This is a genomic window from Tunicatimonas sp., assembly GCF_049647865.1.
In the GTDB taxonomy this organism is placed as follows: Bacteria; Bacteroidota; Bacteroidia; order Cytophagales; family Cyclobacteriaceae; genus Tunicatimonas.
This window is the reverse complement of sequence record NZ_JBARYM010000037.1, coordinates 1-1,568: the sequence shown is the minus strand read 5'-3', so window position 1 is coordinate 1,568 and position 1,568 is coordinate 1. Positions and strand designations below refer to the sequence as shown.

Below are 1,568 nucleotides of genomic sequence, written 5' to 3'. Positions count from 1 at the left end.
GTATAAAGCCCAGCTAGCGTTCCTAATCCGGCAAGTCCAGATAGTCCTTGAATAAACTGACGTCTTTTCATGTTTGATCTTTCGTCCTCAGTCACTAGTTCTTGGTTAGTGATTGAATGATTACTTGAACGCTAAAGCAAGTGAATTATTGAACGAAAGAATGATTGAATTACACTTCTTCCATTAAGGTACGAAAAGCCACGGTACGGTTACCAAATTTCTCAAGATGATTCTGGCGTAATGCATCGGCATAATCGCGCTCGTAGGTATCGTAATCTTCTTGGTTTTTGGCAAAGTACTGAACCGCGTAGGTATTCGTTCCTTCGGATTGCTCTATGTTCAAAAGACGAAAAACTTTAGCGGTTTGGAATAGCCCGGTGTTAATAACGTCAAGCATATGCTCATTTTGCATCCACTGAAGCCATTCCTGCTCAATAGCTTGCTCTACATTGACGGTTACGTTGTATAAAATCATGTAGTAAGATTATAAGAAGGTAGGACGAGATTCGCCCATTTTAATAATTAGCCAAGAATTAATTAGTTGGAGAAGTCACTTTGGAAGGGTTTGGCATTTCCAATTCAGCCTGTTCAGTAGTAAGCTGCACATTGCGCCCATCAGCCGTATTCTGCAAAACCAGATCTTTTAGACAAGCAATCCACTCAGGATGATCGTTTAGGCTCTCTACCAATTGCCACACTTCGCCTCCGGCCTCTAAGAAATCTTCTTTGTACTCCTCACCTACTTCCAAGGTGGTTTCCAGACAATCGGCTACGAAGGCTGGGGAGAATACCAATACTTTCGTAATCCCTTTTTCAGCTAGTTCTACTAGTACCTCATCGGTATACGGGCGAATCCAGGGCACTGGTCCTAAGCGCGATTGGAAAGAGACGGTATATTTTTCGGGCGGAATATTAAGCTTTTCGGCTAATACTCGCGAGGTTTGGAAGCATTGTGCTCGGTAACAGAACTGGTTCTTTTTGTGGAACGTATCACAGCAACTACCTACTTTGCAGTAATTGTCCTGCGAACCCTTCTTAATCTGGCTAACCGGAATGCCGTGATAACTAAACAGTACGTGTTCAAAATCCTGCTTATCTAATTGCTCACGAGCGCGCGCTAAATGCGCTTTAATAAAGAGTGGATGGTCAGGAAAATGGCTAACGAAGTTGACCGACGGAATAATCTGCCAAGTCTTCACAATTTCCATTACCTTATCAATCACTGAACCAGAGGTGGCTGAAGCATACTGCGGGAACAGCGGAATGCAGACAATGTGACGAACATTCATCTTCTGTAACTCATCCAACCCTTGCTGAATGCTAGGGCTTTGGTAGCGCATGGCTAGCTTAACAATGTAATCATCATTTAATGATTCTTGCAGCAGGTCACGCATATCTTCCCCATAAAACTTGAGGGGCGATCCGCGTTCTTCCCACAGCTTACGGTATTCTTTGGCTGACTTAGGAGCCCGAAAGGGAGCAATGATCAAATTGACCAGCATCCACCGAGGAATCAGCGGATAATCTACTACCCGCTTGTCCATTAAAAACTCTCGAAGGTAGCGGCG

At 43.9% G+C, this 1,568-nt stretch carries 2 protein-coding genes; both read right to left on the bottom strand.

Going from position 1 to position 1,568, the window contains the following annotated elements:
* Positions 1-169: 169 nt before the first annotated feature.
* Positions 170-475: a DUF4286 family protein gene (locus WBA23_RS01605; protein ID WP_424580488.1), complete on the bottom strand. Its 306-nt coding sequence runs from the start codon at positions 473-475 to the stop codon at positions 170-172.
* A 58-nt stretch (positions 476-533) separates the two neighbouring features.
* Positions 534-1,568: ferrochelatase (gene hemH, locus WBA23_RS01600; RefSeq protein ID WP_424580487.1), on the bottom strand; the 1,035-nt coding region annotated here is incomplete at its 5' end.